The 19,742-nt window shown below is 59.6% G+C and carries 14 protein-coding genes; 3 read left to right on the top strand and 11 right to left on the bottom strand.

The features are described 5' to 3' along the window. Nucleotides 1–7: 7 nt before the first annotated feature. Genes HDF09_RS15800 through HDF09_RS15765 form a run of 8 tightly spaced genes read right to left on the bottom strand, consistent with a single transcriptional unit; the run spans nt 8 to nt 9,895 of the window. Nucleotides 8–907, bottom strand: a complete 900-nt coding sequence (locus HDF09_RS15800) for an SCO family protein (RefSeq protein WP_183768070.1) — start codon at nt 905–907, stop codon at nt 8–10. A 40-nt stretch (nt 908–947) separates the two neighbouring features. Then, on the bottom strand, nt 948–1,640 hold the full coding sequence (locus tag HDF09_RS15795; protein ID WP_183768068.1) for a hypothetical protein: 693 nt from the start codon (nt 1,638–1,640) through the stop codon (nt 948–950). After that, nucleotides 1,630–2,967, bottom strand: a complete 1,338-nt coding sequence (locus HDF09_RS15790; RefSeq protein ID WP_183768066.1) for a hypothetical protein — start codon at nt 2,965–2,967, stop codon at nt 1,630–1,632. The genes HDF09_RS15795 and HDF09_RS15790 overlap by 11 nt, the downstream gene beginning before the upstream one ends. 33 nt (nt 2,968–3,000) lie before the next feature. Next, a complete protein-coding gene (locus HDF09_RS15785; RefSeq protein WP_311719707.1) occupies nt 3,001–3,783 on the bottom strand; it encodes a c-type cytochrome in 783 nt (260 codons plus the stop codon). 7 nt (nt 3,784–3,790) lie between these two features. After that, nucleotides 3,791–4,333: a DUF3341 domain-containing protein gene (locus HDF09_RS15780; RefSeq protein ID WP_183768064.1), complete on the bottom strand. Its 543-nt coding sequence runs from the start codon at nt 4,331–4,333 to the stop codon at nt 3,791–3,793. Beyond that, nucleotides 4,333–5,784: an NrfD/PsrC family molybdoenzyme membrane anchor subunit gene (nrfD, locus tag HDF09_RS15775; protein WP_183768047.1), complete on the bottom strand. Its 1,452-nt coding sequence runs from the start codon at nt 5,782–5,784 to the stop codon at nt 4,333–4,335. The genes HDF09_RS15780 and nrfD overlap by 1 nt, the downstream gene beginning before the upstream one ends. Next, nucleotides 5,784–9,041: a TAT-variant-translocated molybdopterin oxidoreductase gene (locus tag HDF09_RS15770; RefSeq protein WP_183768045.1), complete on the bottom strand. Its 3,258-nt coding sequence runs from the start codon at nt 9,039–9,041 to the stop codon at nt 5,784–5,786. Before HDF09_RS15770 ends, nrfD begins: the two co-directional genes overlap by 1 nt. Then, nucleotides 9,038–9,895, bottom strand: a complete 858-nt coding sequence (locus tag HDF09_RS15765; protein ID WP_183768043.1) for a cytochrome c3 family protein — start codon at nt 9,893–9,895, stop codon at nt 9,038–9,040. The genes HDF09_RS15770 and HDF09_RS15765 overlap by 4 nt, the downstream gene beginning before the upstream one ends. A 418-nt stretch (nt 9,896–10,313) precedes the next feature. Here HDF09_RS15765 and HDF09_RS15760 point away from each other — a divergent pair, with 418 nt between their 5' ends. Both HDF09_RS15760 and HDF09_RS15755 read left to right on the top strand, forming a co-directional pair. Next, nucleotides 10,314–11,036 carry a DNA-3-methyladenine glycosylase family protein gene (locus HDF09_RS15760; RefSeq protein WP_183768041.1) on the top strand — a complete coding sequence of 241 codons (723 nt, stop codon included), beginning with the start codon at nt 10,314–10,316 and terminating at the stop codon, nt 11,034–11,036. A 254-nt stretch (nt 11,037–11,290) separates the two neighbouring features. Then, complete coding sequence (locus tag HDF09_RS15755) at nt 11,291–13,903, top strand: DUF3536 domain-containing protein (RefSeq protein WP_183768039.1); 2,613 nt, start codon at nt 11,291–11,293, stop codon at nt 13,901–13,903. Nucleotides 13,904–14,087: 184 nt separating this feature from the next. On the opposite strand, the gene HDF09_RS15750 is transcribed toward HDF09_RS15755, so the two are convergent. From HDF09_RS15750 to HDF09_RS15740, 3 genes are all read right to left on the bottom strand, one after another. Next, the gene (locus HDF09_RS15750) at nt 14,088–14,684 is read right to left on the bottom strand and encodes a hypothetical protein (protein ID WP_183768037.1); all 597 of its coding nucleotides are present in this window, start codon (nt 14,682–14,684) and stop codon (nt 14,088–14,090) included. After that, nucleotides 14,651–15,808, bottom strand: coding sequence for a hypothetical protein (locus HDF09_RS15745; protein WP_183768035.1), 1,158 nt, complete (start codon nt 15,806–15,808; stop codon nt 14,651–14,653). Before HDF09_RS15745 ends, HDF09_RS15750 begins: the two co-directional genes overlap by 34 nt. A gap of 357 nt (nt 15,809–16,165) precedes the next feature. After that, nucleotides 16,166–17,296, bottom strand: a complete 1,131-nt coding sequence (locus tag HDF09_RS15740) for a Rieske 2Fe-2S domain-containing protein (RefSeq protein WP_260181368.1) — start codon at nt 17,294–17,296, stop codon at nt 16,166–16,168. 341 nt (nt 17,297–17,637) lie between these two features. Between HDF09_RS15740 and HDF09_RS15735 the strand changes: the two genes are divergently transcribed. Then, nucleotides 17,638–19,638: an ArnT family glycosyltransferase gene (locus HDF09_RS15735; RefSeq protein ID WP_183768033.1), complete on the top strand. Its 2,001-nt coding sequence runs from the start codon at nt 17,638–17,640 to the stop codon at nt 19,636–19,638. Nucleotides 19,639–19,742 lie beyond the last annotated feature (104 nt).

Genomic DNA, 19,742 nt, shown 5'->3' with positions numbered 1-19,742 from the left:
TTACCCTTTATCCGTTCTCTTTCTTAGTCAGGTCGTGTTCGCGCGCGGAGTTGACATCTCGTCGAAACATCAAAAACATGAAGCCGCCTAATCCTGCCACTGTCACCATGCCGCCAAACTGCACCACACGCGCGATGATCAGGGAGTGCTTATTCGTCTGCGGATCATAGTGATAGCAGTAGGTCAAAATGTTCGCAACCGGAGAACCAATCTTGTTGCCCGAAGCGTCGATCAACCCCAGCAGCATGTCCTTCGGCGAGTACTCCACTCCAAGGTAGTACTGCGCTAGCTTGCCGTCTGTGGTAACAATCTCAATCGAGCTGGCATGAGCGAACTGAGTAAGCTTGCCATCGGGTCCCGGAACCTTGACGTATCCAAAGCCGACCGCATTTGTCACCGCATCGATCGCCGGCCGCTGTCCAGTAAGGAAGTGCCAACCGGAAGCCGTCTCCGGACGCCCGTAGCGCTTTACATAAAAAGCCTTCTTCGCAGCTGCAGTCTCTGGCGTCTCGCTCGGGTCGATGCTGATAATGACCACATCGAAATCCTTCCCAGGCGTCAGCTTCACCATCTCCAGGGCTCCGGTCAATCCGTCCAGTTCCTCAGAGCACAGCATGGGGCAGTTGTAGTAAACCAGCGAAAGAATCGCGGGATGCTTCCCAAAGTAGTCCCCCAGCTTCACAGTCTTCCCTGTGTCGTCCACAAACGAAGCGTCCAGTGGAAGCTGTTGGTTCAGATGCTGCGAAACTCCAACCTTCTGCAGCACCTGCGGCAACTGATCGCCGGAGTTATCGCCACTCTGCTTATCCCCATAGCTTGAGACCTGGGCAAACAGGGGACCGCCCAGCAGCGCGCAGCAGAGAATCGCCGCCTGCCACCCACCCCGAATTGTCGGCCCGTATCTCATCTCTCTCTCTCTCTATGCTAAATCTGTCCGAGCAAATCCTTTACTTCGCAGGAGCAAGCTCTGCCTGACTAGCTGCTTCTGCTTTGCCATAGCTCATCTTTTGTTCCCGCGCTTCGATAACCTCAAGCTCATAACCAGTACGGGCAAATCCAGAGGTCAACGGAGCCAAAACCACCGGCTTCTCGTCTCCAGCCATCTCCGTGGTAGCCGCTGCCGCCTGACTGTTGACCGGCAGACCACGCTGCGCGATCAACTCCATCGCACGAGAGATCGGAATCCGGATCGAACCATTCTCCGCAGGAGTCACGCTGTAGTTGTCGAGCAGAAGATCCTCTCGCGCGTGCATATCCGCCGTCGCCTGATTGCCGTCATCAATATCCAATCGTGGCTCCGGAAAGGTCGACGTCATCTGCTGAAACTCTCTCTGCTGCATCTCCGGGTTGCTGGCCAGGTCCTGACGCTTGCCGTTGGTCGTCTCCGCGCCAGCAAAGTCCGAAAGTTTGTTCCACTTGGTCGTCGGCCCATCCGATTTTTCAATCGCTGAGTTGATGACCTTACCCATCACAAAACAGAAGACAAAGAAGACCAGCACGAACCCGAACAGGCCAGCCAGAAACACAGCCACACCGCCGGCATTGACATCGGTCGTCTCATATCCGGGCGAGTCCGCATCACGGACATGCTGGTCGTGCGGGCCTGGCGTTTGATGCATCTCGTGATCGTTAGTGGGCATGTTCAGGCTCCAACATCTCTTCAACGTGAGGATCGTTCACATTGAGCAAAGGACGTGCTTGCAGTTCTCTCATATAAATCCAGCTCCACAGCGAGATCACCGCCACGGGGACCGTGATGTAGGCAAGAATTCCAACGTTATTCGTGAGGTGGAGGTTACCCGCGGCATCCGCGAAGTTCGGCTCGATCAGCCAGAACATATCCAGGCAACGGGCGAAGATCATGAAACACGTCAGCCAGATCATCTTCTGCTTGTTCCGCTTCAAGTCGCGCGACAGCAGCAGACAGAAGGGAATCAGCCAGTGACAGATGAAGTCCGCCGAGCAGACATACCACCATCCACCATGAATCCGATTCAAGTACCAGGGAATCTCATCCGGCACGTTGCCCGACCAGATGATCAAAAACTCGGCGAAGCAAAGGTAGATATTGAGCATCACAAACGCGAATGCCAGCTTGCCCAAATCGTGCTGCTCCGTCGCCCGCAGCATCGTCTTCATCGGCTCAAACCGTGACAGCAGGATCACCGTTAGAATGCTAAGTGCGAGTACCGCATACCCCTGTCCAACCAGGAACTGCAGCCCCCAGATCGACGAGTACCAGGTGATGTCCAGCGACTTGATCCAGACGATCGCACCATCCGTGAGCAGGATCACGTAGATCAAAATTCCAATGCCGCTCAGGTTCTCAAACTTCACCCGCCAGCGGTCAAAGCTTGGCTCGGTCCCACGCTCCGGATCGGCGTCACGCTGAAGCGACCACTTATTGAGGAGAAACACGAACGTACCGAGGATCGCAAAGATCACGACCGTCTGAAAGATCGCAGCAGCCGGATTCAACATGGCCCGTTTGGCATTGAGCGTCATCGCCTGTTCAAGCGACACGGCGTGATTCGACAAAGCCTGAGCCACCGCTCCAGCAGTCGGGAACGCCGCCCATTGATAAAGATGCTTCCACAGGAAGATGATAGGCACGAACATCAGGCCCACCAGCCAGATCGTGCGTGTCATCGCTTCGAGCGGGCGTCGCAGCAACAGCCCCCACTTACCGCCGCTAACGTACTGCAGCATCAGCATGGCCAGTCCACCGCCGGCGAAGGTGAAGCAGATCATGTAGCCCAACAGGTACGCGCGAAGGATATGGTTGCGTCCCTCATGACTCCACGAGAAAGCAACCAAGGAGACAACCGTGGCGACCGCAAAGACAATCAGCGCGCGCATCCGCCACGCCGAGAGAATCTCCGGCGCAGCAAGCGACGCAGGCAGTACTCGCGGCCCGTGGTGGGAGTGATCGTGTTGCCCGCCGTTATGTTCGTGTCCAGATGACATGCGTTTCAAGCCTTCGTTCGGAAGCTTCCGAGGTTACTGCTTCGGTGCGGTTTGTCCGGCAGACGCCGCCGGCGCAGCTGCGTTGTTTCGTGATGGTGCAGCCGCCGTCGTTCCAGCAGCACCAGCTCCCGTAACAGGGAGCACATAAAGTCCGTTGTCAGGCGTACCCGTCACAGCAGTCGGAGGCAGCACCCACTCATCGGCGAAGGAGGCCGGCAAGCCCTCCCGTTCGGCTATGCTGGCAAGCGGCTCAACATGAGCGCCCGATGCCACATCGGCCTGCGTTGCCTTCTGGCTCAGCTGCAGTGCCTTGATATAAGCGACAATCGCCCAGCGGTCTGCCGGCACAATCTGCGACGAATAGTCAGGCATGGAACCATACCCATTCGAGATCACATGAAAGAAGTGTCCCAGCGGCGCAGTCTCGAGCCGAGCCGAATGAAAGCTACCAGCCTTCGAATACCCGCGCTGCACAATCATGCCGATCCCATTGCCTACCCGCGAGTGGCACGGCGTGCAGTAGACGTTGTAACGCTCCTGCCCGCGCTCTAACACCTGCATCGTCGCCGGGAAGGGCATACCATCGCCCTCTTTCCCATTCACCAGCCCGGTATAGAAGTAGCCGTCTTCATGCAGCTGATTTCGCGCAACCGTATTCTCAACCTGCGGGCGAACAGAGCGACCGTCCGCATAAAAGTCAGTGCCACGCTGAGGAAAGAACTTCGGCTGATTCTGCATATCCTGACGGCAGCCCGTCACAACCAGCAGGGACAACGCTGCGGTGGCGAGGCCAAGACGCCGGGATGTCAATCTCACTTGCGTATTAATGATCCACCTCCACCACGGAGACCGCAGGGAACTGCTCAAGGAAAGCCCGCGTCTCGCTCAGCGAGAACTTCGGATCGACTGCCTCGAGACACAGAAAAAACTTATCGGTCGTCGCGCCATTCCTGAAGTTCGGTGCGTTGAACACAGGATGATAAAGCTGCGGCAGACCATTCAGCGCGATCATTCCGAGAGCCGCCGAGAACCCTGAAAACAAAATCGTCCACTCGTAGGCCGGAATGATAAACGCAGGCCAGGAAAACAACGGGCGGCCGGCAATGTTCAACGGATACGCCCACACATTGATCCAGGTCTCCATAAGGAACGCCGTCGTTACCCCCATCAAGCCACCGATCAGGCATACCAACGGGACGCGCGTCTTATGGAAGTGCAGCGCCTCAGCCGCCTCTTCCACCGGATAGGGCGTATAGCACTCCATGCGTCGATAGCCCGCACGATGCGCCTCCTCAGTGGCATGAACTAACTCACTGGGCGTATTGAACTCGGCCAGTAATCCGTAAACTCCTTCGCGCGGCGGCATCAGGCGGTCTCCTCAGTGGCTGTCTCGGCATCGACGCCGCGTGTGACCTTGGTCTGCGGCAGCATCATTCGAATCTCGGACATCGGAATCATCGGCAGGAAGCGAACAAACAGGAAGAACAGGAACGTAAACAGGCCCATCGTTCCCACGTAGATCATGTAGTCCCACTTCGTCGCGCGGTAGGTCCCCCAGCTTGAAGGCAGATACTCGCGGTAAAGACTGGTAACAACGATGACGAAGCGCTCAAACCACATGCCCGTATTGACGATGAGCGACAGGATAAACAGGAACGTCACGTTTACCCGCAGCTTGCGCGACCAGAGCGTCGTCAGCGGAATCGCGATGTTGGTCAGGATCAGGATCCAGTACGCCCATCCCATAGGCCCGAACATACGATTCCACATCATGAAGAACTCCCAGTGGCTGGCCGAAAACCATGCCATGAAGACCTCCATGCCGTACCCATAAGCCACAATCGAGCCCGTCGCCAGCATCACCTTGGCCATGTTGTCCAGGTGCCGCAGCGTAACCAGATCCTCCATGTGGTAGAACTTGCGGATCGGAATCGCCAGTGTCAGCACCATGGCAAAACCCGAGTACACCGCGCCCGCAACGAAGTAAGGAGGGAAGATCGTCGTATGCCACCCAGCCAGTGCCGCCACCGCGAAGTCGAAGCTGATGACCGTGTGCACTGAGAGCACCAGCGGCGTTGAAAGACCCGCCAGCAGCAGGGAAGCCGATTCATAGCGAATCCAGTGCCGGGTCGATCCGCGCCATCCCAGCGACAGCATCCCGTAGAAGTACTTCGCAGCCGGCATCGTCGCACGGTCGCGCAGCGTCCCGAAGTCGGGAATCATTCCGATATACCAGAAGATGATCGAGATCGAGGCATACGTCGACACCGCGAAGACGTCCCAGGCCAGCGGGCTGCGGAACTGCGGCCACACGTTCATCGTGTTCGGGTAAGGGAAGAGCCAGTACGCAAGCCAGGGCCGGCCAACGTGAATCAGAGGAAACGTTCCCGCGCAGACCACCGCAAAGATCGTCATGGCCTCCGCAAACCGGTTGATCGAGTTGCGCCAGGTCTGTTTGAACAGCAGCAGAATCGCCGAGATCAGCGTACCTGCGTGGCCGATACCGATCCACCACACAAAGTTGATGATCGCGAATCCCCACGCGCCAGGAATCGTAACACCCCAGATTCCAACGCCCTTCAGGAACAGCCAGGTACAGCCGACCACCAGCCCCATAGTGACACCGGCGGCCACGATCAGGCCGAAGAACCAGCCCAGCGGAGTGTTCGACGTCAGCACGATGCCAGCAATCTTCTGCGTCACCGACTTGAAGTTATGGCCCGGCGCAATCACTGCGTACTCGCCAGTACGCGGGTCGATCATGGGATCAATCACGGGATCGACGCTCGGGTCCTGCATGGGTCCTTTAGTCGCCATTATGCCAGCTCCGGATGCGGGTTGATGACTCCGGCCGTATAGGTCGTGCGCGGACGGAAGTTGAGATCGGCGAGTACCTGGTAGTCGCGCTCCTCAGCCTTGATCTTTGCCACCTTGCTTGCCTTGTCGTTGATATTGCCGAAGGTGATTGCGCTGGTCGGGCAGGCCTGCTGGCACGCCGTCACAATCTCGCCGTCACGAATCTCGCGATTTTCCTTATCCGCCGTAATCTTTGCCGCTTCAATCCGCTGCACGCAGTAGCTGCACTTCTCCATCACGCCGCGCGAACGAACCGACACGTCGGGATTCCGCATGAACTTCAAGCTCTCCGTGTCATAGTCCGAGTACAGCAGGAAGTTGAACCGGCGAACCTTATACGGGCAGTTGTTCGAGCAATAACGAGTTCCCACGCAACGGTTGTAAACCATCGTATTCAGGCCCTCGGGCGTATGCACCGTCGCACCCACTGGGCAGACCTGTTCGCAGCCCGCGTTCTCGCAGTGCTGGCAGGCCATTGGCTGAAAGTGCGCCTTCGGTGCATGCAGATCGCCTTCAAAGTAAGTATCGATGCGCAGCCACTGCATGTTGCGCCCAACCTTCACCTGCTCACGGCCGACGACGGGGATATTGTTCTCCGCATAGCAGCTGACGATGCAGGCATTGCAGCCAATGCAGCTGTTCAGGTCGATCGCCATTCCCCAGGCATTCTGAATCTTCAGCGTCGACGGGTCCTGCTTCTCGTAGTTCCAGTTATCCGGGAAGAACGAGTTGTCGTGCGGCACCTTCTCACCCTGCGGCGAGTAACCCACTTTGTCTATCAGCGTGCCGCTCGCCCCGCCTTCATGAGCGAAGTTCGGATTCTTCTTGACCTCATCGACCGTGGCGTAGCGAATGATCGAACGCTCCTCCGCCTCATGCCCAGCCAAAGAGTACACACCGTCTTTATCCGAGAGCGGCTTCTCCAGATCGTGCTGTGCAAAGCTGCCGCGATGCTCGATGTTGTGGACCTTCGTGATGCAAAGATCGTACGTTCCCGGAACCTTCTTCGCAGTCGCACCTGAGACCGACAACAGCCCGTCGGTGGTGCGAATCTGGTAAGCATCGAATCCGACACCCTGGCCCACACGGCCAGCCTCAACGCCACGCCCAAAGCCAAGATGAACCGTGATCACGCCATCCGGATGCCCCGGAATCATCATCGCCGGCGCAATCACCTCGCGGCCGTTCAACGAAATCTTCACCGGATCCGACTCATCCAGCTTCAACTCCGCCAGCGTGTTAATGCTCATGATGGCCGCGTTATCCCAGCTCAGGCTCGTCACCTGTTTGGGCAACTCCTGCAGCCAGCCCACGTTCGCGAAACGACCATCGTAGATCGAAGGATCAGGTCGAAACGAAACCTCAAGTCCGCTCGGAGCGGCAGCTGCCGGGAAAGAAGCCACAGCGCTCTTACCCGCCCCACCAGCCTTAGCCGTGAACGCGGTTCCTTCTACCCAGCCATCATGCAGCGCCTTACGCCACAAGGTAGCAAAATCGCCCTTGAAGTAGGTCTTCGCATTCGCAACAACCACGTCGTAAGCCGACTGCTGCGGATCCGCCAGCAGCGCCTGCAGCACATCGTGCGCCGACTTGCCACCATACATCGGATCGATCATCGGTTGAATAATCGAGATCGTTCCGTCGTACGCACGCGCATCCGACCAACTCTCGAGGTAATGCGCTTTATTGATATGCCAGTTCGAGATCGCGCCCGTCTCATCCACATGCGAGGCAAGCTGTGCCGTCACCGGAACATTCGCGAAGGCGTCTCTGAACCCAAGATCCCACGGTGCCGAATAGATTGGGTTGACGCCGAGCATCACCAGCCACTGAACCTTACCAGCCTTCATATCGACAACGAGTGACTTCAGATCAGCGACCTGCTCGCTCGGCATCGGGTTCACCGTCTCGGTGTAGATCACCGTCTTGCCGACAGCGCCCAGCGAAGAGTTCAGCGCATAAGCCGCCGCATGAACCGCCGGCGAAGCCTGCTCGCCAGGAATCACGACGCATTTTCCGCCACTGTTCTTCAAGTCGGCAAGAACCGTCAGGAAGAACTTGGCATACTGCGGATTAAACGTATCAATCACTTGATGATACTGTTCCTGCGCAATCGACCCATGGGCCGCAAGCGCCGTTGCAAACGTTGCAATCTCACTAGGCTTCAGCGCCAGCCGATGCTCCGCCTTGAACCCTGTCACCGTCGGCATGGTCTCGACGACGTACAGCCGATTCATCGTCTTGCCCTCTTCATACCGATGCCGTTCCGCATAGCCCGAAGCCAGCGGCAGGAAGCCCGGATGAGCGATGCCACCCAGGAAATCCGCATCGAGCGAGAGAATAACGTCAGCCTCTTCGATCTTGTACTGCGCATCCGTGTAGCTGCCGAACGCCGCCTTCGAGGCCGCGCGCGAGGAGTCCTGATTCACCGGCTCCCACTGCACCATCTTCGCCTGCGGATACGCCGCCTGCACCTGCTTCCACTGCGCCGCCAGCGTCGGCGAGGTAATCGTCTCGCTCAGGAAATAGATGCCTTGTCCACCAGAGGTCTTCTTCGCAGCGGTAGCAAACGCCTGCTGAAACTCACCCCACGACGAAACCTCGCCGCGATGCAACACATGCTGCGAACGATCCGGATCATACAGATCAAGCAGCGTCGCCTGTGTAAACGCGTCCGACTTGCCCTTCGACATCGGGTGCTCAGGGTTGCCATCCACCTTGATCGGCCGGAACGAATCCGACTTCACCAGCACCGGAATAGCGCCAGTCGGAAACGGATACGCCGTAGCAAAGTACATCGGCTTGCCGAGAACCAGGTCCTCAGGCTGCTTGATGTACGGAAAGATCGGCTCATCCGGCTGCTTCGTACAACCCGCCAACCCAGCCAGCGCCAGCGACGCGCCCATCACCTTCAGGAAGCCGCGCCGACTCACCGCATCGACCCACTCGCCCGCCCCAGCCTGCCGCGGAAACTCTTCCCTCATCAACTCGTGGAAGGCCGGCGTATCCGCCAACTCGTCCAGATTCTTCCAGAAGCGTCGCCCCGTCTTGCCATCCAGCTTCGCATGGACCTCAGCAAGCGTCAACTTCACCGGTGCAATCTGAGCAGCGGCAATCTGAGTCACCACTACGGGTTGTCCTGCTGCTGGTGCTTTCATCTCAGCCATCGTCTCGTCTGTTCCAGTCTTGTTCCCAATCTGATTCCCAGTCGTCTTCATCGGTGGCACGTCTCACAGCTCGACAGCTGCTCCGGATTGCGGATGTGGTACTGAGCCGTCAGATACTTGCCCAGATCCATCTGGTTCGTAAACTTCTGATAGCTCGCCGGCATCGTGATCCCCAGCGGAGGCACATCGCTCGACGTCGGCCCATTCGCCTCGGTGTTCATCTGCAACATCGCCACCTCCGGCCCTTTGCCCGAAGGATTGGTCGTCGTGCAGCTAACATTCTGCGCCGTAGCACCGCCGGTCACCGTGCTCGTACACCACACCGGCCTCTCGCTCGAAGGTCCAGCCCACGCCATGTTGTAGATCTCGCTGGTCGGCCGCAGGTTCACCGCCGGATTACGATGGCAGTTCAAACACCACTCCATCTGCAGCGTGTTCTGCTGATACATCAGCGGCATCTCGTCCACGCGTCCATGACAACTCGCGCAGCCGATGCCCTTATTCACGTGAATCTCGTGATTGAAGTAAACGTAGTCCGGCAGGTCATGCACCCGGATCCACTGAATCGAAGCGCCCGTCGCCCAGCTCTGCCGCACCGGCTCCAGCAGCTCGGCGTTGGTCCAGATCTGCGCATGGCAATTGATACAGGTCTTCGTCGGAGGAATCCCAGCATACGCAGCCTTCTCCACCTGCGTGTGACAGTACTGGCACTGCAGGCCAAGTCCCTCAACGTGGTGCTTGTGGCTGAACGGTATCGGCTGATCCGGCCGCTGGCCCTGCCGCGTCACCCACGGTGATCGCTGTAGCTGGTCGAGCGTTACGCCGAGCGCGATGACGATTACGCCCGTCAAGACAAGGCTGAATCGAGCCAGCGCGTTCGAACTACGGTCAAAAACTTGCGCCATGAGTGCGTTCCTGCTTCCTCTGCATTACCTTCGGCTAGGGGTTGAGAAGTTGCTGTCAAAAAATTAAATACTGCGCTGTCACTTTGCCGCGCAATCCATACGCGGCGACCGGAGCGTCCGCAATCGCAGCCGCCCCGAAAAATATCTGTCTTCGAAACTCAGAGTATAGCAGTGGAAAACCCCACCTCAACTCATCCACAACAACTCGCAACTGTTTTTCCTGCTGCAACATCCGATTATCGAACCCGCTTCAAATCCCATCCACTACATCTCGTGCATGCCCGTTCACCGGCTGAAACTGACCACTACATCTACCCTGCCCGAAACGTATCGGACTTGTAAATGCAAACCAACTTAGTCCGAATTCTGCTAATCGCGCACAAGACTTTCGCGCCTCTCCTGCGATACCGTCAGTCTCATGCCGCGTCCACACCACACTCCACGCTCTCCCCGTTATGATGCCGCCCAGGCCTTACTGGATCTATCCGCCGCCGACCCCAGACTAGGCAAGCTCATCGAACGAGCCGGCCCCTTCACCCTCCGCGTCTCCAGCACCCAATCGCCCTTCGAGGCCTTAGTCGAGAGCATCATCTACCAGCAACTCCACGGCAAAGCAGCCGCCACCATCCACCGCCGCCTGCTCGAAAGCTTCTACCCCGTCACCGCCAACGAGCACTTCGCCGCCCAGCACCTCCTCGACTGCCCCAACGAGCAGCTCCGCGCCGCCGGCCTCTCCCACAACAAGTCCCTCGCCCTCCGCGACCTCGCAGCCAAAACCATCGACGGCACCGTCCCCACCCTCATCCGCATCCGCCGCATGTCCGACGAGGCCATCATCGAGCACCTCACCCAGGTCCGCGGCGTCGGCCGCTGGACCGTCGAGATGCTTCTCATCTTTCGTCTCGGCCGACCCAACGTCCTGCCCGTCGATGATTATGGCGTCCGCAAAGGCTTTGCCCTCACCTTCGGCAAACTCAAACCCACTGACAAGGTCACCCCCGCCGATCTCCCCAAGCCCGACGTCATGCATCGCCGCGCAAAAAAATGGCAGCCCTGGTCCTCGGTCGCGAGCTGGTATCTCTGGCGAGCCTGCGACCTAGCAGCCGGAAAACTCACTCTTCCTCTCGACTCCAAGACCTGAACTCCAGGCCCTGAACCGCATCCAACACCTTGTCCTGCCGGACGGGCCTCCTGCGCGGAGGGCGGTCACTTCGTGACGGGTATACCCTGTCCCGGTAGACTGAGCTGCATAGATCCTCCCGTTGGTCGGAGCAAAGCATCCTCACGCCGACCATCGGGAGGCCCCATGCAGCTAGAAGCGCCAAGAAAAGGTACACAAGTCACGAAGTGACCGCCCTCCGCGCAGGAGGCCCGTCCGGCAGGACAAAAGGATCAATGGCAAAGTCGAAGACATCCGCAAAGAGCAAACCCTCCGCCGCCGAAGCCCCCCGCTTCGTCTGCATCCACGGCCACTTCTACCAGCCGCCCCGCGAGAACCCCTGGCTCGAAACCGTCGAAGTCCAGGACTCCGCCGCCCCCTATCACGACTGGAACGACCGCATCACCGCCGAGTGCTACGCCCCCAACGGGGCCTCCCGCATCACCAACAAGCAAAACGAAATCATCCGCATCATGAACAACTACGCCCGGATGAGCTTCAACTTCGGCCCCACCCTCCTCAGCTGGCTCGCAGACAAAGCCCCCCGCACCTATCGCATGATCGTCGATGCCGACAAGGTCAGCGCCCAGCGCTACAGCGGCCACGGTTCCGCCGTCGCCCAGGTCTACAACCACATCATCATGCCCCTCGCCAACCGCCGCGACGCCCTCACCCAGATCCGCTGGGGAATCGCCGACTTCGAATCCCGCTTCGGCCGAAAACCCGAAGGCATGTGGCTCGCCGAGACCGCAGTCAACCGCAGCGTACTCGACCTCATGGCGCAGGAGGGCATCAAGTTCACCATCCTCGCTCCCGTCCAGTGCGCCCGCGTCCGCCGACTCGATCCACCCGCAGGCACCACCTCCAAACCAAACCTCGACCCCGTCGCCGCAGCAGCCGCCCCAGCCGAAGAACCCTGGGCCCAGACCCCCAGCGCCAACGTCGATACCACCCATCCCTACCTCGTCAAACTCGACGAAGGCCGCAGCATCGCCGTCTTCTTCTACGACGGCCCCGGCTCCCGCGCCATCGCCTTCGAAGGCCTCCTCAACAGCGGAGAAAACTTCGGCAGCCGACTCCTCGGAGGCTTTCACCCCGCATCCCCCGGCGACCCCGAGATCGCCCAGCTCTCCCACGTCGCCACCGACGGCGAAAGCTACGGCCACCACCACAAACACGGAGAGATGGCCCTCTCCTACGCCATGCACTGGATCGAAGAAGGCGGACGAGCCAAGCTCACCAACTACGGCGAGTTCCTCGAAAAGTTCCCGCCCAAGTGGGAGGCTGAAGTCGCCGAAGACACCTCCTGGTCCTGCGCCCACGGCGTCGAACGCTGGCGCTCCAACTGCGGCTGCAACGGCGGCAAGGCCGGCTGGAATCAAGAGTGGCGCGCCCCCCTGCGCGACGCCCTCGACTACCTCCGCGATGCCACCGCGCCCTTAGCCGAACAACTCTCCCAATCCCTCTTCAAAGATCTCTGGCTCGCCCGCGACGCCTACATTCAGGTCGTCCTCGACCGCTCTCCCGCCTCCATCATCCGTTTCTTCGCCGACCACACCATCCGCCACCTCGCCGAAGACGAACGTGTCACCGCACTCGAACTCATGGAGCTCGAACGCCACACCCAGCTCATGTACACTAGCTGCGGCTGGTTCTTCGACGAGATCTCCGGCATCGAAACCATCCAGATCATCGCCTACGCCGGCCGCGTCCTCCAGCTCGCCGCCAAACTCTTTGGCCCTCCCGGCGCAGCCCTCGAAGCCGAGTTCCTCACCCGCCTCGCCCGCGCAAAGAGCAACGTCCCCGAGATGGGCGACGGTTCCGAAGTCTACCGCCGCTACGTCACCAATATGAAGATCGGCCTCGAGCAAGTCGGCGCCCACTACGCCATCAGCTCCATCTTCCGCGCCTATCCCGAGCACGGCGAGCTCTTCTGCTTCGACGTCCATCGCGAAGGCCAGGAGGTCTTCAACTCCGGCCGCGGCCGCGTCGCCCTCGGCCGCGCACTCCTCTACTCCCGCATCACCGAAGAGAGCGAGGAGCTCTGCTTCGCCGTCCTCCACCTCGGCGACCAGAACCTATCCGCCGCCGTCAAAGCCTACAACTCCACCAACCCCGCCGAGGTCGAAGCCTTCGCCACCTTCTCCACCGACATCAGCACCGCCATCCGCCGCGCCAACCTCCCCGAGGTCATCCGCCTCATCGACCGCTTCTTCGGCCAGGGCGAAGCCCCCGGTCAATCCCCGACCGCCTACTCCCTCACCTCTTTGTTCGCCGACGAGCAGCACCGCATCCTCAGCACCATCCTCAACCAGACCGTCTCCGAGATGGAGCACTCCCTCCGCAAGATCTACGAAGACCACGCCTCCCTCATGCACTTCCTCACCGAGTCCGGCATGACCGCCCCCCCCGCCCTCGCCACCGCCGCCCGCTTCGCCATCAACGCCAGCCTCCGCCAGGCCATCGAGGCCGACCCCTTCGACTTCACCGACATCGAAGCGCTCCTCGCCCGCGCCGAAGCCGACCAGATCCCCCTCGACACAACCCTCCTCAGCTACACCACCGGCCAGCGCATGAAGCGCGCCATGGTTCGCCTTGAAGCTGCAGCCGCCGGCGATCCCCAGGCCGCCGATGCTCTCGCCGCTGCCCTCGAAGTCGCCGAGACCATTCACAAGATGCCCTTCGAGGTAAACATCTGGCAGGCCCAGAACATCTGGAACGATCTCCTCCGCCGCAGCGACACCAACTACTGGACCGATGAATGGAAGGAAGGCTTCAAGAAACTAGGCGAGACCATGAACATCAAGGTCGACCAGCTAGTCATAGAAGAGGGCGTCAGCGCCTTCTAGCCACCAGGTTCCAGACAATTCGAGTTTTTACGTCCACATTCTTGCTTCCAAATTGCCGACCACTCGGGAGCAATCGCGGTCCTTTTTGAGCCAGCGCCCAGACCCGAGGCCGCGACTCCGCAAATCCCCTAATCCTCCTTTGCGAGGATTGATTGGATTCACGAATCACGTACAACCATCACCCTCACGCATTCACAGTCAAAGCCGCATACATCAGCGGAATCCCTCCCGCCACAATCTTCACAAAATGATGCGTGCCCGGAGAAACAATTCCATGCGTCGTGATATTAAAAATCCCCACAGTCTGCCCCGGCGGAATCGTAATCGAAGCAGGCACGCTCGCAATCGATGACTTCGAGCCCGGCAGCGGCAGCGGACCCCCCGGCCCCACAGTAGGGTCCATCGCCTCAAGCGCAATCACCGCCGGCATCGGCACCGCCTCCACCAGTGTCACGGTCCCCCGGCTGATCTCCCCAATCGTCACCGTCGTCGGAAAAACCGTCAACGAACTCATAATCGGCGCAATCACCCGCGAAGCAACCAGTAACACCGCAGAAGCCGACGAACTCCCATACATCGCGTAAATCGAACAAATCGCCGTCTTGAACGGAATCGGAATATTCGGCGTCGTGATCACAAAGCTCTGCGAAGCCACCCCCTGCGGAATCGTAACCGTAGCAGGCACATTTGCAAATGTCGACCCATTGAGCATAGTCACCACCACTGGCCCCGAAAGAGACGGCTGGCTCAGCGTAATCGTTCCAGTCGCATTGTCCCGCACGTCACCTTCGCCGGCGCAATCGTAAGCCCCGTAAGGTACGGTGGAACCACCTCACACGCTACCGTGATCGTCTTCCCCGCATAACTCGCATGCAGATTCACAATCTGAGGCGCGAATGGAATCGGAATCGCCGTCGTAGAGATCGTGACCGGAGCCGACGTGCCCCCCACCGGTATCGTCACCGTCGCTGGAACCTGAACCAGCCCCGGATTATCGCTCGTCAGCACAACATTGACCTGCGCCATCGCAGGCCGATCAATCGAGATCAGGGTCGTTTGACCATATCCGCACGTAATCGGATTCGGCGGAAAAAACGCGTTCAGATCCGACACCGGAAAGATGTTGTCGCCCTTCGGGGTATAAGGAGAAAATACAGGCGGATAATATCTGTTTACCAAATCAAGGAACGAACCCCACCCATCAGGCTGCCCAGTCAGATTCTGATAGACGCCCGCCAGGTTCGACGCGCCCGCATTGATGATTTGCTGAATACTGAAATTGAGCTGGTTGAAAAGATAGTAGATAAACAGCGTCGTGCAACCAGTCACTATATCCGGCCTGTTATCGTCTGGATCGTTGTTCACAAAGTCCGGCCGCGCTCCGTTCAGCCAAACCGGAACCACCCCGGCTCCCGGCGGCGGCACCCCGCCGATCCCATTCGCCAACTGGAACTGCACCCCAAGAAAACGCGATAGGCCTTCGCCCATGCTCCCCTCGTCTCCGCCCTGAAAAAGCGAAGTTGGCTCCGCCCACTGGTTGTTCTTCGAGACCATGAACATCTCCGTCACCTCCGAAACCAGCAGGTACCGAAGCAAATTCACTGACGTGCCAGAGCCCGGTTTGATTGTGATCGTCGGACTGGCACCAAAGATAAGTTGAAATCCACTCGGATCACTCCAGCTGGCTCCGCCAAACGCATTCACAATCTGCACCGGCAATGGAAAATTAAAAATCAAATTGACGCCGGCGAACCAGCCCGACATCAGCGCAAAGTCCGCCTCGCATATGTTAAAAAGATCCAGCGCGCGAGCCACTCCATCCACCGGCGACAGTGTCGAGTCATACGAAATCTGATAATGGGCGGTCTTCCCATTATTCGGTAGTCCTGAACTCGTAAATGCCATGGCCTGCTCTCCTTTTCAGGAAACGTAGGGGCCCGTGATTCCGAGGGTGCCTGTGAACTGTTTTGGAGCGGAGCCGAGTCTCTATCGGGGAGGGGCCGGAGGATGCTACAGGAAGCGGAATCGCAGGTCCGCGAACCAACCCGAGCTTATGACATTTTATGCTCTCGACAAGGCAAACGCCGCGAATCTCGCTCGGCGCCCGCCTTCTACCGCTCGCCGATCCACTAAGTTTATTTTTTTGTCCCAGGCCTCCGCACAACTATCGGCGCGATCAAACTTGGAGTCCAAGCCTAACCATAATTTTTAGAAGACTTTGCGCAACTTTGACGGTAGGGGTCACCCTCAAAGACCAACCCATCAACTCCGCCAGTGCAGCGTAACCGGCCCACTCAGCGGATGCTCCCCCGTCCCCTTCAACCGAGCCTGCTTCAACGCGAAGTACCACTTCGCCGGCTTATCCGCATCATCGATCAGCATCAGCCCCGGATGAAACCGCAACCCCTCCGCTTGCTCGATCATCGTCTCCTGATCCTGCCGCACAAACCGCGCCCCAAAGAAAGTAGCAATAGAAGTTACAAATGGAACCCAGTAAAAAACATTCCAGGCCGCAACCACATCAATCCTGCAAGTCGAAGCAGTCACCGGCGTAATCGTAGTCAGACTCGAGAACCACTTATCCCCCGCGCGAATCGTCTCATACCGCCGATTCGGCAGCACAAAATCAATCGTCGTCGTAATCGGCTCGCCATAAACTCCCAGCAACTTATAAGGCGCCGAGTTCGCGCTCGGAGCATGCGACGACATCCGAAACCCCGCGTTCCTCCCGTTATTCTCCCGGTCCCCCAACGGCTCAAAGTGCTTCGTCTTCTCATGAATACTAGCCGCCGACCGCCACCACCACGCCTGGTGCACAAACGGCCCATGCGCCGGATCCATCAACCCGATAATCCCGTGATCCACATTGCAGGGCAGCTCCGCCTCCAGATGCGCGCTCCGAAACCTCGCCGAAAACTTCGGCACCTCCGGCACCGGCGGCAGCGCCTCCAGCCCCTGCACTCGCCCCGCGCCAGCCTCCGGCAGATACACCCACGCAAACCCATCGCGCTCCTCACAAGGAAACGCCCCCGCAAAGATCTTCGTCGGGTCGAGCGTCTCATGGCTCGTCAGCGAAGGAATCTCCCTGCACTGCCCGCTGCAAGGCTCAAACTTCCATCCGTGATACTTGCACGTCACCGTCTCCCCATCGAACCAACCAGCCGACAGCGGAATCCCCCGATGCGGACAAAGATCCCGCATCGCAAACAGCTTCCCGCCAGTCTTCCGCCCCAGCAGCAGCGGAACCCCCAGCAGCAGCGCATTCGCCGTCTTGCCCTCCTGCAGCTCCCCGGCACGCAGCGCCGGATACCAATCCCCAAAGATCAGCTCCGTCGGCGGCCCCGCAACCTCCGCAACTCGTACCACATCACTCAACCTGAACGCCTCGCTCAAACAACACGCTTCTCATCATAGCCTTGCGACCACCACCAAAAACATTCGTCATCTCGACCCAAGTCGTGCGGTTTATCGCACGACGCAGCGGATTGCGGCCACAGCTCTCAGTTGTAGCGAACCGATTCATGCTGCGGTATCCGTCAAGACCACCGCATTTCGTCTTCGCGTCAAACTAAAACATCGACTTCTCGTTCTTTCCGATCAGCGGCGTGTTCAACAACCAGAACACCTCTGCCTCAACACCGCATTGATAAACTCACCTAACGCCCCGCACCTCCGCCACCATGCAGACGAAACGCCCATCCCCCATGTCGCAAACATCAAGATCGCCGACAGCCATGTCGCCCGCAGCAAAAAACCGTCTCATTCTCTTCGTCCTCTGGCTCCTCTTCTACGCCACCCTCACCCTCTTCGTCCCCCCGCTGCTCGACGACGCCGACTCCGTCCACGCCGAAGTCGCCCGCGAGATGCTCCTCCGCCACGACTGGGTCACCCTCTACGCCAACGGCATCCGCTACCTCGAAAAAGCCCCCATCCTCTACTGGAGCATGGCCCTCAGCTTCAAACTCTTCGGCGTCAACACCGCGGCCGCACGCCTGCCCATCGCCCTCACCGTCCTCTCGCTCGCCCTCCTCCTCGAAGGCTTCGCCCGCCGCGCCTTCTCTCCCCGAGCCGGCCTCTACGCCGGCCTCATGCTCCTCTCCAGCTTCGGCATCTTCATCTTCACCCGCATCCTCCTGCCAGACGCCGACGTCTGCCTCTGGCTCACCCTCGCCCTCTTCTTCTACTGGGCCACCGAGTCCGATCAATCTCAACTAAACGAACAAGACCCAGCTCTCCACGACCAAAGAACTCCGGGTAACCCATCCTTCGCGGCCTCATCGCGAAGGATGGGAACGACGCTCTCCACGCATCACGCAAGCCTCACCCTCTGCTGGCTCTTCGCCGCCTGCTGCGCCCTCAACGTCCTCACCAAGGGCCTCATCGGCATCGTCTTCCCCCTCCTCATCGTCCTGGCCCACCTCGTACTCACCCGCCGCAGCCTAAGCGCCGTTCTAACCCGCATCCGCCAGCTCCACCCCCTCTCCAGCACCATCGTCTTCCTCCTCATCGCCGCCCCCTGGCACATCCTCATCGCCCTCGCCAACCCTACCCAGGGCCATCCCGGAGCGCTCACCTTCTCGCACGGCCACTGGTCCGTCCCCCTGCCAACCGACGGCAACGTCCACGGCTGGCTCTGGTTCTACTTCGTCAACGAGCAGCTCCTCCGCTACCTCAACCTCCGCGTCCCCCGCGACTACGACACCGTCCCCGTCGCCCTCTTCTGGGCCCTCATCCTCCTCTGGATCATGCCCTGGAGCGGCTTCTTCTACCGCGCCCTCGCCACCGTCCCCTGGCGCAAAACCCTCCGCCCGCGAGTCTCCATCCGCACCCTGACCCTCGCTGAAAACACCCGCCTACTCCTCGGTCTCTGGGCCCTCATCCCCGTCCTCTTCTTCTCCCTCTCCACCCGACAGGAGTACTACGTCCTCCCCGCCCTTCCCGCCATGATCCTCCTCATCGCCGCATGGCTCGACCGCGAAGCCACCGAAGCCGAATCCTTCGCCGTCCCTAACCCCCTCGTCCGCTCCGGCCAGCGCATCTCCGTCGTCCTCCTCGTCCTAGGCTCCGTCGCCTCCCTCACCGCCGGCTTCTTCCTCCTCCACTCCGCCCCGCCAAACCCCGGCATAGACCTCGCCTCCCTCCTCAAACAAAATCCCGGCGACTACGCCCTCTCCTTCGGCCACTTCCTCGACCTCAACGCCCAGGCCATGGGAGCCTTCCGCGACCCGCTCCTCCTCACCGCCATCGCGCTCTTCACCGGCACCCTCGCCAACTGGCTCCTTCGCCGCGCCTACCAGCCCCACGCCGCGAACCTCTGCCTCGCCGCCGCCACCTTCGCCTTCGTCCTGGCCTCCCACATCGGCTTTCAAATCTTCTCCCCGGTCCTAAGCTCCCGCCAGCTAGCCACCGCCATCGAGCCCGAACTCAAGCCCAGCGACATCATCGTCATCCACGGCGAGTACGAGAGCGCCAGCACCCTAGGCTTCTACCTCGGACGCAACGACCTCCACATCCTCGACGGCCGCAGCTCCAATCTCTGGTACGGCTCCTTCTTCCCCGACGCTCCACCCATCTTCGAGGACGCCCTCTCCCTCAAAGTCCGTTGGCTTGAACCCCGCCGCATCTTCCTCTGGCAGAGTCTCTCCGACCCCGTACCTTCGCTCCCCGGCAAGACCTTCTTCATTACCCAGAGCGGAGGCAAAGAGATCCTGAGCAACCAGCCCAACCCTTACTAAAGACTGAGTCCTGCCGGACGGGCTCCCTACGCGGGAGGCGGGCGTTCGCACGCCTTTTTAGAGCTTCGCGTGGTCCTCCCGCTGGTCGGCACGAGATCCAATCG

It is taken from the genome of Edaphobacter lichenicola (assembly GCF_014201315.1).
Lineage (GTDB): Bacteria > Acidobacteriota > Terriglobia > Terriglobales > Acidobacteriaceae > Edaphobacter > Edaphobacter lichenicola_B.
Note: the sequence above shows the minus strand (reverse complement) of the source record. Positions and strands in the feature narration are given on the sequence as shown.